16 protein-coding genes are annotated in these 15781 nt (G+C 55.8%); 15 read left to right on the forward strand and 1 reads right to left on the reverse strand.

The window, feature by feature from the left end:
• Window positions 1–746 precede the first annotated feature (746 nt).
• The 9 genes from DESAC_RS13300 (at window position 747) to trpA (ending at window position 9298) form a co-directional block, all read left to right on the forward strand.
• Window positions 747–1589 (forward strand): 2-oxoacid:ferredoxin oxidoreductase subunit beta, encoded by an 843-nt coding sequence (locus DESAC_RS13300; protein WP_013707597.1) that lies wholly within the window; start codon window positions 747–749, stop codon window positions 1587–1589.
• Window positions 1589–3637: a pentapeptide repeat-containing protein gene (locus DESAC_RS13305; RefSeq protein ID WP_013707598.1), complete on the forward strand. Its 2049-nt coding sequence runs from the start codon at window positions 1589–1591 to the stop codon at window positions 3635–3637. Before DESAC_RS13300 ends, DESAC_RS13305 begins: the two co-directional genes overlap by 1 nt.
• Before the next feature lie 12 nt (window positions 3638–3649).
• Window positions 3650–4240 (forward strand): 2-oxoacid:acceptor oxidoreductase family protein, encoded by a 591-nt coding sequence (locus tag DESAC_RS13310; RefSeq protein ID WP_052301965.1) that lies wholly within the window; start codon window positions 3650–3652, stop codon window positions 4238–4240.
• Between the two features lie 68 nt (window positions 4241–4308).
• The gene (gene trpD / locus DESAC_RS13315) at window positions 4309–5376 is read left to right on the forward strand and encodes an anthranilate phosphoribosyltransferase (protein ID WP_013707600.1); all 1068 of its coding nucleotides are present in this window, start codon (window positions 4309–4311) and stop codon (window positions 5374–5376) included.
• On the forward strand, window positions 5373–6161 hold the full coding sequence (trpC, locus tag DESAC_RS13320) for an indole-3-glycerol phosphate synthase TrpC (RefSeq protein WP_013707601.1): 789 nt from the start codon (window positions 5373–5375) through the stop codon (window positions 6159–6161). The genes trpD and trpC overlap by 4 nt, the downstream gene beginning before the upstream one ends.
• Before the next feature lie 88 nt (window positions 6162–6249).
• Complete coding sequence (locus DESAC_RS16685; RefSeq protein WP_013707602.1) at window positions 6250–6561, forward strand: DsrE family protein; 312 nt, start codon at window positions 6250–6252, stop codon at window positions 6559–6561.
• 39 nt (window positions 6562–6600) lie between these two features.
• Window positions 6601–7293: a phosphoribosylanthranilate isomerase gene (locus DESAC_RS13330; protein ID WP_013707603.1), complete on the forward strand. Its 693-nt coding sequence runs from the start codon at window positions 6601–6603 to the stop codon at window positions 7291–7293.
• A 35-nt stretch (window positions 7294–7328) separates the two neighbouring features.
• A complete protein-coding gene (gene trpB / locus DESAC_RS13335) occupies window positions 7329–8510 on the forward strand; it encodes a tryptophan synthase subunit beta (protein WP_013707604.1) in 1182 nt (393 codons plus the stop codon).
• Window positions 8507–9298: a tryptophan synthase subunit alpha gene (trpA, locus tag DESAC_RS13340; RefSeq protein ID WP_013707605.1), complete on the forward strand. Its 792-nt coding sequence runs from the start codon at window positions 8507–8509 to the stop codon at window positions 9296–9298. Before trpB ends, trpA begins: the two co-directional genes overlap by 4 nt.
• A gap of 171 nt (window positions 9299–9469) precedes the next feature.
• Here the strand turns inward: trpA and DESAC_RS13345 are convergent, their stop codons facing one another.
• A complete protein-coding gene (locus DESAC_RS13345; RefSeq protein ID WP_013707606.1) occupies window positions 9470–9823 on the reverse strand; it encodes a hypothetical protein in 354 nt (117 codons plus the stop codon).
• Between the two features lie 422 nt (window positions 9824–10245).
• Between DESAC_RS13345 and DESAC_RS15460 the strand changes: the two genes are divergently transcribed.
• From DESAC_RS15460 to serS, 6 genes are all read left to right on the forward strand, one after another.
• Window positions 10246–11010 (forward strand): nucleoside phosphorylase, encoded by a 765-nt coding sequence (locus tag DESAC_RS15460; RefSeq protein ID WP_013707607.1) that lies wholly within the window; start codon window positions 10246–10248, stop codon window positions 11008–11010.
• Window positions 11011–11165: 155 nt separating this feature from the next.
• The gene (locus tag DESAC_RS13355; RefSeq protein ID WP_013707608.1) at window positions 11166–12011 is read left to right on the forward strand and encodes an MBL fold metallo-hydrolase; all 846 of its coding nucleotides are present in this window, start codon (window positions 11166–11168) and stop codon (window positions 12009–12011) included.
• Complete coding sequence (locus DESAC_RS13360; RefSeq protein WP_013707609.1) at window positions 12004–12564, forward strand: shikimate kinase; 561 nt, start codon at window positions 12004–12006, stop codon at window positions 12562–12564. The genes DESAC_RS13355 and DESAC_RS13360 overlap by 8 nt, the downstream gene beginning before the upstream one ends.
• Window positions 12561–13622, forward strand: coding sequence for a chorismate synthase (aroC, locus tag DESAC_RS13365; protein WP_013707610.1), 1062 nt, complete (start codon window positions 12561–12563; stop codon window positions 13620–13622). Before DESAC_RS13360 ends, aroC begins: the two co-directional genes overlap by 4 nt.
• Window positions 13610–14401: a prephenate dehydrogenase/arogenate dehydrogenase family protein gene (locus DESAC_RS13370; RefSeq protein WP_013707611.1), complete on the forward strand. Its 792-nt coding sequence runs from the start codon at window positions 13610–13612 to the stop codon at window positions 14399–14401. Before aroC ends, DESAC_RS13370 begins: the two co-directional genes overlap by 13 nt.
• A gap of 96 nt (window positions 14402–14497) precedes the next feature.
• The gene (serS, locus tag DESAC_RS13375) at window positions 14498–15775 is read left to right on the forward strand and encodes a serine--tRNA ligase (protein WP_013707612.1); all 1278 of its coding nucleotides are present in this window, start codon (window positions 14498–14500) and stop codon (window positions 15773–15775) included.
• Window positions 15776–15781 lie beyond the last annotated feature (6 nt).

Genomic DNA, 15781 nt, shown 5'->3' on the forward strand with positions numbered 1-15781 from the left:
GGCGCTGGTCCGCCGCGCAAAACAACGGGTTTTCGGCTTCACCCGAAAATGCCCCCCATAATGCTGCTATTTAATCATATGTTCATTATAAAAGCAAATGACTTATCCGGCTTTATTCATGACTTTTGGAAAAATAAAACCAACTTATTGATATTCAGGAGATTAAAAGACATATGAGAGAAACGGACTGTTTTGGCACCGGCTGGGCAGCCTGTGCCACCCGGTATGTGGGTTTCGACAAATTATCCGGATTATGATCCCTTGGCAAAATAGGTAGTACTTCAGTTGTTTGAGGTAAATACCAGATTCACCCCCCACGGATGGGCCTGTCAGTACCGCAGCGCTTTAGTGGGCACCGCCCACGGCCCATTGTTTTCATATAAATTTTTTCTCATCGACCATGTTCAACATCAGCGGCGGCCATGGGCCGCCCTATCTTATTCTCGATATTTTACTGGCAATTTACTCTTAGGGCGGGATGCGCCCGCCGTCTTTACAAGCTACCACGTCCAGATGCAAAAACTAAAGCGGACATTATTGCATATATTTCTGATATAATAAAAAGTCTATGCAAAATGCCTGTTTTTGCAATCTAAACGCAGAAAATAATCTTTTCTGGCTCCAAGTTACAACTTGGGAACGAGAGAGAAAAATAGTTTTGCAGGAACCTCATATACTTACAAGCTCCTGATGGATGATTCATTGAGTGGACCTACATCCTGTGACAACTGACTGCTGGCTAGGCGATGGCTGAGACAACCAAGCTTATTTATAAATACCTGCGCCATGACAAGAAGTTTCCCCACGTCTGGTGTCCGGGGTGTGGCAATGGCATAGTCCTGGGCGCCTTGATCCGGGCCATTGACCGGTCCGGCTATACGAAAGATGACATTGTCCTGGTGTCCGGCATCGGCTGCGCTGGCCGTATGCCGGTGTATGTGGACTTCAACACCCTGCACACCACGCACGGACGGGCCTTGACTTTTGCCACCGGGGTAAAGCTGGCAAATCCCCGGTTGCAGGTGATTGTCGTTATGGGGGATGGCGACGCCACCGCTATCGGCGGCAACCATTTTATTCATGCCGCCCGGCGCAATATCAATCTGACAGCCCTGATTGTCAATAACAGCACGTATGGCATGACCGGCGGACAGTATTCCCCTACCACGCCCTATGGGGCCTTGGCTACCACGGCTGTCTTTGGCACGATTGAGCATCCTCTGTCCATTGCCGAACTGGCGGTGGCTGCTGGAGCCGCATATGTGGGTCGCAGCACCGTGTTCCATGCCAACCTCTTGGATCAGTTGATTGAAGCCGGCATCCGCAAACGGGGGTTTGCAGTCATTGAAGCGATCAGCCACTGTCCGACTCTCTATGGCCGCAAAAATAAGTTAGGCGGTCCGGTGGAAATGTTAAACTGGCAGAAGGCTGTGGCCGTGCCGGTGGAAAAGGCGAAAACCATGACTGCTGCGGAACTGGTCGGCAAGATTACGATCGGAACCTTGATTGATCGTGATCTGCCGGTTTATACTAAGGAATTACGCCGGATCCGAGATGCGGCCAGAGATGCCGGAGGTGTACAGATTTAGTGTTACCGTATATTCTCTTTCTGCTCATTTTTTTCCTGTCAGGAAGCAGCCCGGTTTCAGGGCAGGTCGATCCGGATAAAAATGGTAGTCTCGGCCAGCTCAGCCTCGCGGAGAAGTGGATTGTCCAGCAAGTTTCTTCCGGTAAGGTGGCCGATCTACAACAGCATTTTGGTCAGGGGGAAAAATTCCGGCAGGTTCGGGCCCGTTTTTTGGTAAAGCTCCTTACGGACGGTTTGGAGGGAGTAAGAATTCCCTATCCGGGTATAAGGATTATGCAGGCCGTCGTTACCGGGTCGTTCGATTTAGAAAATGCCGAGGTCAATCATTGGGTAGAATTGTTGGACTGCCGGTTTCAGGGAGAGGTTAATTTCAGGGATTGTCTGTTTAAAAAGGGGCTTACTCTCAGCCGGGATCAGTTTGCTCAGAAGGTCGAGATGCAGCGGCTGCGGGTTTTGCTCAGCGCCAACATATCGGAATCGATCTTTCAGCAGCCACTCGATTTATGGCGGGCTCAGATCGGCGGCGTTTTGATTGCCGACGGCCTGAGAAGCGAGGATGCGTCGACGGGAGCGAATTTCAGTTCCATGACGGTATCCCAGGCGGTCTTTTTTCGAAAAGCGGTCTTTATGGGTCCGGTGAATTTTTCGGGTTCCAAGATCGGAGATGTGGGTCTGTTTATCGGTACCGCCTTTGCCGGACCGGTCGATTTTTTTGGGGCCGAAATCGGCAGCCAACTAGTAATCATGCAGGGGCAGTTTAGGGCGGCGGCGAATTTCGGCAACGTCCATGTGGGTTCCCAATTCATTGCCGATGGGGCCAGGTTTCACCACCCTTCCGAGCCGGTCAATTTTAACGGCCTGCGGGTGTCGCATTCGGCGGCATTTCGGGGAACGGCCTTTGCCGGGCCGGTGAATTTCGTGACTGCGGCAATAGGCAGCGAATTGCAGTTTGACGGCGCCAGATTCGAAAACACCAGCCAGGAAGTGAATTTTAACAACCTTAAAGTCTCCCAACACGCCTTCTTTCGAGGAGCAAACTTCCATGGACCGGTAGATTTCATCGGCGCCGATATCGGGGGTGAATTTGTCGCGATCAAAAGCCGATTTCTCTGTCCTTCCCAAGCGGTCAATCTTAAAGAGATAAAGGTTGGGGCGACGGCCTATTTCTGGGAGGCAACCTGTTCAGGTGGAATAGATCTCTCCGGGGCAAAATTGCTTAATGCCACCATCGGCTTTGCGGCTGAAAATTCCGGGTCAATAATTGGACTGACGTTAGAAAATGCCGTCGTTGAGCGGGTGTTGAAGATTGAGCATATCCAGATCGGCCAGCTTGCAGCTAGAAAACTAACGGTCAAAGACGGCGCCTATCTGACCGGCGTGAGGTTTCAGGAAAAGGCCGACCTGCGAGAAACTTCTTTTAGCCTCTTAAATTTCCAGGAAGTTGCCTGGCCCGACAGAGATGATAGTCTGTGGTTGGAAGGGATGACCTATCAGTCGGTAAGCGCCGGTGAAGGAGGCGATGACTGGAAGGTGCTTTTGGCCTGGTTGGACCAGGGCCGCTATGACTCCCGAAATTATAACCTCCTGGAGACGTTTTTCAAACAAGGGGGACATAAAGACCGGGCGGATGCAGTCTTTATCCAGGGAAAGCGCCGACAGGTTCAAGAAAAATGGTGGCGGCCGGATAATCTTGCCACTTTGTTTTTCTGGGACCTGTTAGCCGGATATGGCCGTAGACCGGAACGAACTTTCTGGATCAGTCTGGTCATCGTCTTTATAGGCATGCTGGTGTTTGATGAAAGAAGTTTTGACCCGACCTTCGTCAGCCAATGGAACTGGCTGCGGCAGGAGGGGAAGGCGAAAACCGTAGTATTTCGATTTTTCCTAAGCCTAGATCAATTCCTGCCGGGCATTGATCTCGGGCTGGCCAAACTTTGGCAGTTATCTCAGATATCTTTTAGGGAACTGGTTTACTACCATTTTCACAAAATTTCCGGCTGGATCCTCATTCCCATAGGTCTGGCGGCGATTTACTCCCAGTTCAAGTAAGCGGGTGGGCCAGTGGAACGATATGAAGTGCGTCTGAGCGGCTCCGGTGGACAGGGGATTATCACTGCCGGCATTATCCTGGCGGAAGCTGCCGGGGTCTATGAAGGTAAGGAGGTCTGCCAGACACAGGCCTATGGCCCGGAGGCGCGAGGCGGGGCCTCCAAGGCCGAGGTCGTCATCAGCGATAGTGAGATTGATTATCCCAAGGTAATCAAACCGGACATTGTCCTGGCCATGAATCAGCAGGCCTGCGATACCTATTGCTACGATCTCAAGCCCGGGGGTCTCCTCATCATCGACGCCACGCTGGTGAAAGACATACCCATCCCCTGGGTCATTGCCCTGCCCTTCACCCAGATTGCCCGGCAGGAATGCGGGAAGGAGATGGTGGCCAACATTGTCGCGCTCGGGGCGCTGGTCAAGATTTCCGGAGTAGTTTCTTTGGAAAGCCTAGAAATGGCGGTTCTGGCTCGGGCCCCAACCGGCACAGCGGAACTAAACCGCCAGGCCCTGGCTTCGGGGGTAGCGGCGGCGGAGCAGCTTTTATCCAAAAGGCTCCCGCATTGTTTGGAGGAAGCCCCAAATCCCTTGGCACGGGAGTAAATTTAGCAGTACAATGGTACCTGTGTGCAGTGCACTATGAAAAAGCCGATGAGCAGAGAGGGCTGACCATGATACAGGAGCTTATTTTTAAGGCTGTAAACCGGCAGGATTTAACCGCTTCCGAGATGACCGAGGCCATGGAGACAATCATGACCGGCCAGGCCACCGATGCCCAGATCGGAGCCTTTATCACCGCCTTGCGGATGAAGGGGGAGACGGTAACCGAGATCACCGCCGCCGCTCAGGTCATGCGCGCCAAGGCCACCCGTATTCCGATAAGCGATACCTTGATTGACCTGGACCGCGATGAGATCAATATCGATCGGGAGACTATAGTAGATACGGTGGGTACCGGGGGTGACGCCACTAATACCTTCAATGTCTCCACTACGACCGCCTTTGTCGTCGCCGGGGCCGGTCTGAAGGTAGCCAAACACGGCAACCGAGCGGTCTCCAGCCGCTGCGGGTCCGCCGATGTTATTGAGGCCCTCGGGATTAATCTCGCCCTAACCCCGGAGCAGGTAGGAGAATGTGTCCGGGAGGTGGGCATCGGTTTTCTCTTTGCGCCGCAGTTGCATGGGGCCATGCGCTACGCCATCGGTCCCCGGCGGGAGATTGGCATCCGTACCATTTTTAACGTCTTGGGGCCGCTCACCAACCCGGCCGGTGCCAATATCTTGGTAGTCGGGGTATATGAGGCCCGGTTGACCGAACTATTGGCGGGTGTCCTCCTGAATCTGGGAACAGATAGCGCCTTCGTGGTGTATGGCGAGGGGTCATTCGATGAGATCAGCATTACCGGGCCGACCCGCGTGAGCCAGTTGCAGCATGGTCAGATTAAGACATACACTATTACGCCGGAGGAATTCGGCCTGCGGCGGGGGGTTCTGAATGATATCCGGGGAGGCGATGTTTTCGAAAACGCCAAGATCGTGCGGCGGGTCCTGGCTGGAGAACCGAGCCCCAAACAGGATATGGTGGCCCTGAACGCCGCCGCCGCCTTCATCGCCGCCGGGCTGACGCCGGATTTTGGCGCCGGCCTGACATTGGCCAGAGAGGTGATCACCTCCGGTCGGGCCCAGGCCAAGTTAGACGCCCTGATCGCCAAGAGTAAATCTTTTGAGAGGTCGGCATGAAGGACTTCCTGGAGCGCATCGTTGCCGCCAAGCTTCAAGAGAATGCCCGGTTGCGGGAGACGACGTCGCTGAAAGATTTACGCTCCCGTTGGGAGCGTCGACCGGAGGTCTTAAGTCTTAAAGCAGCTCTGGATCAGGCCCTCTTTCCGGCTATTATTGCCGAAATCAAGAAGGCCTCGCCTTCTAAGGGAGTGCTGCGCCCCGACCTGGATCATATCGACCTGGCCTGTGCCTATCAAACAGCCGGCGCCGCCGGTATCTCGGTACTCACGGAGCGCCAGTTCTTTCAGGGAAGCCCCGATTTTTTGGCGGAACTACGCCCCCTGATCGGTATTCCGTTGCTGCGCAAGGACTTTATCCTGGAACCGGTGCAGGTGTATGAATCTGCTGCCCTGGGGGCCGATGCCCTGCTGCTCATTGCGGCCTGCCTGCCGCCGGGGGCTTTGCGGGCGCTGCTCCTGCTCACCGAATCCCTCGGCATGCAGGCCCTGGTGGAGGTCTTTAGCGCTGCGGAAATGCAGCTGGCTTTGGAGGTGGGAGCCACCCTCATCGGGATCAATCACCGAAATCTGCACACCTTCGAGGTAGATATGAACCGCGCCCTGGAGTTGGCCCCCCTGGCTCCGGCTGACGTTACCTTAGTGGCCGCCTCGGGGCTGAACTGCCGGGCCGACCTGGAGCGCTTCCGCGGCAGCGGCATCAAGGCCTTTCTCATCGGCGAAACCTTGGTACGAGCGCCGGATCCAGGGGAAAAGCTTAGAGAGTTGTTGGGGGATAACCGCTAGCGGAATCTTTGGCCGCCAGACAAAAAGGATCATTGCCCCGGCCCTCACAAGATCGCAAGGTCACAGAATAATCTGAAAGGACAGCATGATGAAAACCATGATTATTATCTCTTCCGATGTCGGCGAGACCATCTATAATGCCATGCGTCTGGCAAATGTGGCCGTCAAGAAGGGTGACGAGGTCAGCGTCTTCATGCTGGGACAGGGCGTCTGTTTCGAGCAGAGCAGCTCGCCGCAATTTGATGTGATGGGTGAGATCAATCACTTTACCGGCGATTTTTACGTTTGAGGGGTCTGTCTCAAATCCCACGGCTTGGTGGGATCAGGATCATGCCCTATAGCCTGGATGGATGACCTGTACGAATTGATCTCGGAAGCAGACAAAGTCTTGACCTTTTAAAATTATAGAGGGGCCCGCAACCGCCTAAAGACCACTTCCATGACGCGCGTTAAAATCTGTGGCATAACGAATCCGGAGGACGCCATTTTGGCCGCCAACCTGGGCGCCCAGGCTTTGGGATTTATCTTTTATCTTAGGAGTCCTCGCTCCATCTCCCCGGAGGCGGCGCGCAACATCGTGGCCCAATTGCCGCCCCTGGTGCTCAGCGTCGGGGTATTTGTCAACGAGGAGCTAACTACTGTTAAAGCGGTGGCCGAACGGGTCCGCCTGGATTGGGTACAACTGCATGGGGAGGAGCCGCCTGAGTATTGCCGGGAACTGCAATGCTCGGTTATGAAGGCGATCCAGGTTAAAGACGCAGGCTCTCTGATGCAGATGCGGCACTATCTGGGGAGTGTCCGCGCCTTTCTGCTGGATACCTATAAGTCCGGTCAGCGCGGCGGCACCGGTATACATTTCGACTGGTCATTGGCCCGGCAGGCCAAAGAGTACGGCCCCATCGTATTGGCCGGCGGGCTCAATGCGGAAAACGTCGCCGCGGCCATTCGAGAGGCCGCCCCGCCGGCAGTCGACGTTGCCAGCGGCGTGGAAGCCTCGCCGGGCAGGAAAGATCCTGACAAGCTGCGGGCCTTTTTTCAGGCTGTAGCCGCAGCAACTGCGGGGCAAGAAAACTGGCCCGGCTCCGGGCCAGATGAAACTTCACGCGCCGTTGCGGAACCTGTTCGACGATAAAAATATTTACCAGTAAAACTTTTCGGAGGTTTTCATTGTTACCTGATAAACAAGGTCATTTCGGTCAGTACGGGGGCCGTTTTGTACCGGAGACATTGATGCCGGCCCTTTTGGAATTAGAAGAGGCCTATGGCCGCATCAAACGGGACCCGGATTTTAAAAAAGAACTGGCCGGATTGTTGAAAGATTACGTCGGGCGGCCATCGCCGCTCTATTTTGCCAAACACCTGACCGCCGAGTTAGGCGGACCAAAGGTGTATTTAAAACGGGAGGACCTCAATCACACCGGCGCCCACAAGATCAATAACACCCTGGGGCAGGGATTGTTGGCGCAGCGGATGGGCAAAAAGCGGGTCATCGCCGAGACCGGGGCTGGCCAACACGGCGTCGCCACGGCCACGATCGCCGCCCTCTTGGGCATGGAGTGCGATATCTACATGGGAACGGAGGACATCCGCCGACAGCGGCTGAACGTTATCCGCATGAAACTGTTGGGCGCCCGAGTCATACCGGTAGAGTCCGGCAGTTGCACCCTCAAGGATGCTATGAACGAGGCCATTCGGGATTGGGTGACCAATGTGCGGCACACCCACTACGTTATCGGATCCGTGGCCGGGCCCCATCCGTATCCCCGCCTGGTGCGCGACTTCCAGTCGATCATCGGCCAGGAGGCCAAGGCCCAGATACGGCAACAGGAAGGGCGGTTGCCGGATTGCCTGGTAGCCTGCGTGGGCGGCGGCAGCAACTCCATGGGGCTGTTTTATCCGTTCTTAAAGGACCCGGTACGATTCATCGGCGTTGAGGCCGCCGGCCACGGCATCGAGACGGGGCGGCACTCGGCAACCCTGGTCGCCGGCAGCGTCGGCGTTTTGCACGGGGCCTGCAGCTACCTCCTCCAGGATCCCTGGGGCAACATCTGCGAAGCGCACTCACTGGCACCGGGACTGGATTATCCTGGTGTCGGACCGGAACATTCTTATTTCAAGGATACCGGCCGGGCGCAGTATGTGGCCATCGACGACGAAGAAACCCTGCAGGGTTTCAAACTGCTTTCTCAGACCGAAGGCATTCTGCCAGCCCTGGAAAGCTCCCATGCCGTGGCTTACGTCCAGAAGGCGGCTAAGGATTTTAAAAAAGATGAAATTGTCATCATCAACCTTTCCGGCCGGGGAGACAAAGACGTAGAAGCGGTGGCCGAGATTCTGGAGAAGATATGAAAAAGATCAACGCCATGTTTAAACGGCTGGCGGCAATGGGAGGAAAGGCCCTCATACCCTATATTACCGCGGGGGATCCAGATCTGAAGACGACCCATGACCTGGTATTGGAAATGGCCCGGAGAGGCGCCGATCTCATTGAACTGGGTATCCCATTCTCCGATCCACTGGCCGACGGCCCTACCATCCAGGCCGCCTGCCAACGGGCCCTCAAACAGGAGGTCAACCTGACCAAAATCTTAACGCTGGTACAATCGCTCCGCCAGGATACCGACATACCCCTGGTGCTCATGGGGTATTATAACCCCATCCTTTCTTATGGGCTGGCGCGGCTGGCCCGCGACGCTGCCGAAATCGGGGTGAACGGCTTTATCATCCCGGATCTCCCAGGCGAAGAGGCCAGAGATTGGCATCGCGCCGCCTGCGACGCGGGGGTGGCGCCCATTTATCTGGCCGCACCTACCAGCGGTCCCAGCCGCATCCGGAAGATCGGCGCCTTGACGCGAGGCTTTCTGTACTATGTCTCAGTGACGGGTATTACCGGCGCCCGGGCGGGCCTGCCCGATGACCTCAAAACCTCTCTGGCGGAGGTGCGCAGCCTGATCAAGTGCCCCCTGGCGGTCGGGTTTGGCATCTCTACACCGGAGCAGGTCCGGGACCTGGCTCCATATGTAGACGGCATTGTGGTGGGCAGCGCTATTGTGCAACGGATTGCCTGCCGGACAGGTCGAGAGGTAGTGCAAGATATCGGCGACTTTGTGGCTGAGCTAAAGGCGCCATTGCGATAGGCCAGCGGGGATAAGCAGGTTTTATAGGCTTCCGGTATTCAATTAATAAGGTGTCATTTTCCGAGCATCGGGATAGACACACCAAAAACGGGCGGGAGATATCTCCCGCCCGATCTGGGTTAGGTTAAGGTAAGGAGAACAGGAGAACTGCAGACAACGCGCCTACGGGGGCTACTTCTTTTCAGCCTGGGGTACCTCCATTTCGGCTTTTTTATCGGGCGCCACGGGAGTTTTGAGACCGGCGCCGGTCTTTTGGCCTACATCCTCGGAAGCTTCCTTGCATTTTCCGGCTTTATCGCGCTTGTGTTTTTTTACCCTCAGAGCCTTTTCAGCCTTCTTGGCCTCGGGGGCAGCTACTTTGGTCGCCTCGGGGGCGGCTGGGGTTTGAATCGCCTGCGGGGCGGTTTCAGTTACCTTCTGAACCGGGGCCGGAGCCGGTTTATCGACGGCAGGCTGAGCTTGAACCGCCGCTGTCAGGCCAAGGGCGAACACGAGGGCGGTGGTGGTACTGACCAATTTCTTCATGATATCTGTTTTCCTTTTTTTACTTTAATCTAAGCGCCAACCGGCGCTTGTTTTATCTCTAATGCAATGAGCTTGCCAAAGTAGAAAATAATTTTATATGTGAGTTATTTCAGATACATATAGATTGCCACAAAAACCTGCCTCCTAAATATCAGACTCAAGCGCGCTTTGAAATTGAAAAAGGCCTTGCCTCGGATTACCGATCCTGCTCAGATTGATAAAAACGTCAGACTTCTGATAAACTGAGGCGATTTTTTACCTCGTTTTTGAGAAAGTCAGTAAACTTGCGAGACCGGTCAAGGGGTTGAAAAGGGCAAAAAGGCCGTTTTAAGGGGAAAGGGATAAAGAAAAAGAGATGAGGGGAGAGATGAGAAAACTCAGTAGAAGTTGACTAATACAAAAGGTTTGGTAGAATAGCACCCATGTCGTATCTCACGCCGCCGGAGAGCGAGGAGGCGGTGATCACCCCTCGGCGCGGCGGAACCGAAGCACCGGTTGCGCCGCGCACCCTCATGACTTTCACCCGTCCGGACTATTTTGAGGTCTGCCGTCTGGCCCAGGCCAAGGGACAGGCCCGGACTTTTGCCGATTGCCCGGTTCGGGAGGGATGTTGGCAGGGCGAGGCCATTACCTTAGCAGGGCCTGTCTTAGGGGCGCCGTTCGCGGTGATGGTTTTGGAGAAGCTCCTCGCCCTGGGAGCCCGGATAGTGATAGCTTTGGGTTGGTGTGGGTCGCTGCGCCCTGAGGTTACGATCGGGGAGCTGGTTCTCCCCGAGAGGGCTTATAGTGAAGAGGGAACCTCGGCACATTATCCCGGAGCAGACCTGGAACCTCGGCCAGATTTGCGATTATTTCAAAGCCTTAACGAACAATTACTTCAATCCGCGGCAACGTTTCATACCGGTCAAGTCTGGACTACCGATGCTATCTACCGGGAAACCAAATATAAGGTTGAGACCTACGGCGCCAGGGGTATGCTGGCGGTAGAGATGGAGATGTCGGCCCTGTTCAACGTGGCCCAATATCGCGGCGCGGCGCTTGCCGGACTTCTAGTGGTCTCGGACGAATTATTCAACTTGAAATGGCGCCATGGCGCTCGGCAGGAGGTTTTCCAGCAGAGTCGGCGGTTGGCGGCCGCAGTGGCCTTAGATGCTCTCGCTTCCTTTCAAACAGTTGCCACAGCCTAAGACAGGCGCGGCCAACGGTTCACCGGGTGGATATGAGAATGCCCGGAGTTAGCGGCTTTCTGCTCATCGCCGGCCGCCATCGGGACCGGAAAGTGGAGCACCCCCCTGCCCTTGGCCTGACCAGCAGTGGATACCATGTTTGAGGTTATATCATCGTGTACCTAAAATTCTGGGGAACGCGAGGCTCTATTCCTGCCCCAGGTTCGGATACGGTTGAGTTCGGCGGTAACACCTCCTGTGTGGAAATAGTGAGCGAACAGGGAAGGCGGCTGGTAATCGACGCCGGAACCGGCATCCGGGCCCTGGGGGACGAGCTGGTGCAATCCGGTCGACCGGTGCGTCTGACCCTGTTGTTGACCCATACTCACTGGGACCATATATTGGGGATGGCATTTTTCCGGCCGGTCTATCTGGATAACACCGATATCACCATTGACGGCTGTCCCAAGGCATTCTGGGGATTGGCTAAAGTCTTCGATGATCGCAAGGGCAACGGTTACTTCCCGGTGGCCTTTGATGAATTAAAGGCCAATATTCGCCATTCCGAAAGGATCGCCAATGGGCCTTTGCAGGTCGGAGACCTAACCGTGGAAGGGATCGAAATCAATCATCCCCAGGGCGGCATGGGTTTTAAGGTGATGGAACACAACCGCTGCATGGTTTTCCTGACCGATAACGAACTCAGGTCGGATGCCCCGGTTGGGAGACGGCCGCAGGATTTCGCCCACTTTGCCCGGGGGTGCGACCTGTTGATTCACGACGCCCAATATCTTCCGGAAGAGATTGCCGACCGCCGAGGTTGGGGCCATTCCACCTATGTGGAGGCTGTGGAGTTGGCTTTGCAGGCCGGAACCCGGCGTCTGCTCCTCTTTCACCATGATCCCGCTCGAACCGACCACCAGATGCGGGAGATTGAGGCCAAGGCCAGAGAATTGGTAAAAGCTAACGGGGCCGATCTCGACGTCGCCGCAGCTCGGGAAGGCGAGGTCATATATGTTTGATCAACCTTTGGATAGTTTTTATAATATTGTTCTGATCGGCTTCCGGGCGGCGGGTAAGACCACCGTTGGCCGCAGGCTGGCGGAACTATTGAACCGACCGTTTTATGATCTGGACCAGGTTCTGGAGCAGGAGGCCGGTGAGACCATCGCCCGCCTCGTTGCCCAAGAAGGCTGGCCTGCCTTCCGCCGTCGGGAAAAGGCCCTGGTAGAGCGCTTTGCCTCTCAAAAAGGATTAGTCCTGGCCACAGGGGGCGGAGTCATCCTGGACCCGGAAAACACCACCCGACTGAAGGCCTCCGGCCGGCTTGTTTGGCTTAAAACAGCCCCGGAGACTATCAGGGCACGACTGCGCCGCAGTCAGCCGGAGCACGCGGCCCGTCCCGGTCTGACCGATAAAGGCACCCTGAATGAAATTGACGAGGTGCTGGTCAGTCGGACGCCCTTGTATCAGGCTGCAGCCGAGGCCATCATAGAGACCGATGCACTTACTGCGGATGAGATAACGCAACGCCTTTTGATCTTAATAAAGTCTTGGGAGCAATCAAAGCCTTGAGCGGCAATACCTTTGGCAGAATTTTTCGGGTCACTACGTGGGGAGAGTCGCATGGCCCGGCCCTGGGAGCGGTGATCGACGGCTGTCCGCCGCGGCTGCCCCTGACCACAGCCGATATTGCCGTCGAGTTGGCCAAACGCCGGCCTGGCGGGGGACTGGCCAGCACCACGCGCCGGGAGCCGGATGCGGTGGAAATCTTATCGGGCGTCTTTGCCGACCAGACTACCGGCACGCCCATCAGCCTTATTATTTATAATAAAGATGCCAAAATTGAGGCCTATGAGCCCCTGAAAGAGATCTTCCGTCCCGGTCACGGTGATTTTACCTATCAGGCGAAGTACGGCATCAGGGATTATCGGGGCGGCGGTCGGTCTTCGGCGCGAGAGACTGCCGCCCGAGTAGCCGCCGGCGCCGTGGCCCAAAAAGTTCTGGATACCGGTGGCATCAGGGTGTTGGCCTACACCCTTGAGTTGGGAGGAGTGCGGGCTCAAACGTTTGATTGGACCGAAATAGACCAAAATCAATTTTATTGTCCGGATTCCGAAGCGGCTGCCTCCATGGCGGCAAGGGTGCAGGATATCAAAAAACAGGGAGATTCATTGGGAGGGATTGTGGAAGTGAGAGTACAGGGGTGTCCGGCAGGATTAGGAGAACCGGTGTTTGACAAATTAGATGCGGTACTGGCCCAGGCGGTCATGTCTATCGGAGCCGTCAAGGGCGTAGAGATTGGCGCCGGGTTTGCCGCCGCCCGCCTGACCGGCTCGGAACATAACGACCCTCTGACTCCTAAAGGTTTTGTCAGCAACAACGCCGGGGGTATCCTGGCAGGCATCAGCAATGGCGATGAGATTATTGTCCGGGCGGCAGTGAAACCCATTCCCTCCATTGCCAAGCTACAGCAGACTATTGATCAACACGGCCAACCGCAGACCATCAGCATCGCCGGCCGCCATGACATCAGCGCCATCCCCCGCATCACGCCCGTCATCGCCGCCATGGTGAAATTGACCCTGGCAGACTTCCTCCTGCGGCAGAAAGCGGTCACATGCAGCCGGTAATCGGCATCATCGGCGGCCTGGGGCAGATGGGCCGATGGTTCCGGCGTTTTTTTGAGAGCCAGGGGCTGACGGTACTCATCGGTGAACCGGGGATAAACCCTACCTGCGCCGAGGTGGCTGCTCAGGTAGATATCGTAGTCATTTCCGTCCCGTTGCACCTGACCGAAGCCGTTATCCGGGAACTCGCCCCCCATATCCGGCCGGAGGCTCTGCTGACTGATCTGACCTCCCTGAAACAGGGACCGATGGCAGCCATGCTGGACCATTTTGCCGGAGAAGTGGTAGGAACTCACCCCCTCTTCGGCCCGGGGGAAAAATCCCTCGAGGGGCAGACCATTGTTGTCTGTCCCGGAAGGGGGGACCGATGGGTACCCTGGCTGGAAGATCTCTACCGGCAGGCCGGGGCCCGTCTGGAGGTCTCCACCCCGGAAGAACACGACCGCACCATGTCCTTGGTGCAGGGTCTGACCCATTTCACTCTCATCACCCTCGGGACTACCTTTCGGAAATTAAACGCTGATATCGATCGCATGGAACTGCTGGCCACGCCCACCTTCCGGGCGGTGTATGACCAGGTGTATCATCTGGTCAACCAAAATTTTCCGCTGTATGCCTATATTCAGCTCATGAATCGACAGAATGAGGCCACTCATGCGGCCTTTGAAGAGGCGGTGCGGCAGTTGCGGCAGATTGTCCTGGCCAGGGACGCCGACGCCCTGGTTCAGGTGCTGGAGGAAAATCAGCGTTACTTTGAAAAGTGGAAACAACCCTCATCGTAGGGGCTGATCACCATATTGCCTGATTATCAGTGTTGCCCTGAAATACCTTGACCGCCTGGGCAAACCTCTACACCCGCATGTTTTCCGAGGATTATAATGCTAGACCTAAAATTCATCCGCACCCACCTGGGAGAAGTCAAACAGGCTTTGATTCACCGGGGACAGGAATTTCTGCTGGAAGATTTTGAAGCCCTGGATGAGATACGGCGGCTGCTGCTGGGCCAGGTGGAAGACCGGCGCCGGGAGCGCAACGCCCTTTCAGAAGAAGTCGGCCGATTGAAGAAGGCCAAACAAGACGCTGCCGCCTTGATGGAGCGGGTACGGGAGATCAATCAGGAGATCAAGGACCTGGAACTCGACCTGCGGGATAAGGAATCGGCCGTACAGGATTTTCTGCTGAACCTGCCCAATCTGCCCCATTCCTCGGTTCCGGTAGGGTCCACGAGTGACGACAATCCGGTAGTGAAACGCTGGGGGGAACCGCCGGTCTTTGGTTTTCCGGCCCGGCCGCATTGGGAGATAGGAGAATATCTGGGCATTTTAGATTTTGAAACCGCAGCCAAGATCACCGGAGCCCGTTTCGCCCTCCTGAAAGGCCCGGCTTCACGCCTGGAGCGGGCTCTGATCAATTTCATGCTCGACCTGCATACCCAAAAACATGGCTATCTGGAGGTCTGGCCGCCATTTATTATCAACCGGGCCAGCGCCCAGGGGACGGGGCAGTTGCCGAAATTTAAAGAAGATCTCTTTAAACTTGAGGACTGGGATTACTATCTGACACCCACTGCCGAAGTACCGGTGACCAATATCCATCGCGACGAAATCTTGGCGGAAGAAGCTCTTCCCATTTCTTATACCGCCTATACCCCTTGTTTCCGTTCTGAAGCCGGTTCTCACGGTAAGGACGTCAGGGGATTGATTCGCCAGCACCAGTTCGACAAGGTGGAGTTGGTGAAATTTACCGCTCCCGAGTCTTCGTATGAGGCACTGGAAAAGCTCTTGTCTGACGCCGAGGAGGTGCTGCAAGAGTTGGAACTGCCCTATCAGGTGGTGGTCCTGTGCACCGGCGATATGGGCTTCGCCGCCGCCAAGACCTATGATATCGAGGTCTGGCTGCCAGGACAGGGATTGTATCGGGAAATTTCCTCCTGCAGCAATTTCGAGGCCTTCCAGGCCAGGCGGGCTAATATCCGTTTCCGCCGCCGGGGCGCCAAAGGCACGGACCTGGTACACACCCTGAACGGCTCGGGCCTGGCAGTGGGCCGCACCTTGGTGGCTATCCTGGAAAATTATCAGCAAGCGGACGGCAGTGTGGTCATACCTCACAAGCTGCGCCCTTATATGGGGGGTATGGAGGTTATTCGCAGCTCTTAAAGACGG

The sequence above is a fragment of the Desulfobacca acetoxidans DSM 11109 genome (assembly GCF_000195295.1).
In the GTDB taxonomy this organism is placed as follows: domain Bacteria; phylum Desulfobacterota; class Desulfobaccia; order Desulfobaccales; family Desulfobaccaceae; genus Desulfobacca; species Desulfobacca acetoxidans.